Annotated in this window: 1 protein-coding gene; it reads right to left on the bottom strand. The window is 54.1% G+C overall.

The window, feature by feature from the left end:
- Positions 1-597 (bottom strand): sulfotransferase domain-containing protein (locus tag RXV88_RS23620; RefSeq protein ID WP_316296186.1); only part of this gene is annotated, 597 nt, incomplete at its 3' end.
- Positions 598-628 lie beyond the last annotated feature (31 nt).

Genomic DNA, 628 nt, shown 5'->3' with positions numbered 1-628 from the left:
CCGCAAGTCTCGGCTCAGATCAGCGTAGTGGAAGAAATGCACGTTTCCCCCTGTTTGGCGCGCTTTGGACTGTAAGAAATGATGGGCGATGGACGCTACGGTTAGATAATCACTGCCAGCATCGGTCAGCTCTCCCTCGATGAACTGGTCGAAACCCGCGCCAATGTCGTCAGGGAACATTTCCCTTAATTTCCCCGGGTCTTTCATGTTTGCGACATGGCTGCGAAAAGAAAGATGAACGTCCACTGGGTGGCGATAGACGACGATATAGGTGGGTTCTGCCCCGTAGGAGATCCCGTCCATGGGGGTGTGGCTTTTGATGCACCGTCGGCGTGTTTGTCCGGAAAGGGATGCGGCAATCGCCTTTCTGTCGCGGAATCCGGCATCTAGCCATGGAGCGTCCTCCCGGTTGCCTGCTTCAGGGACGACACGACCATATATCAACATCATCACGATGTTCAGCATCCAAGTCGTGCCACACTTGGGCGGGGTTACGACAAATACGTCGTCCGGGCGAACTTCGAACTCATCCCAGATGTCAGTATTGGTCACTGGACCGATGTAATCCCGAATTCGCTCTATCTTAACGGCCACCATCCTTCACTCCCTTGGTCTGAAAAGAGCCTAG

The organism is Aestuariicoccus sp. MJ-SS9, assembly GCF_032586235.1.
Classification (GTDB): Bacteria; Pseudomonadota; Alphaproteobacteria; order Rhodobacterales; family Rhodobacteraceae; genus Aestuariicoccus.
This window is presented reverse-complemented; position numbering and strand designations above follow the sequence as displayed.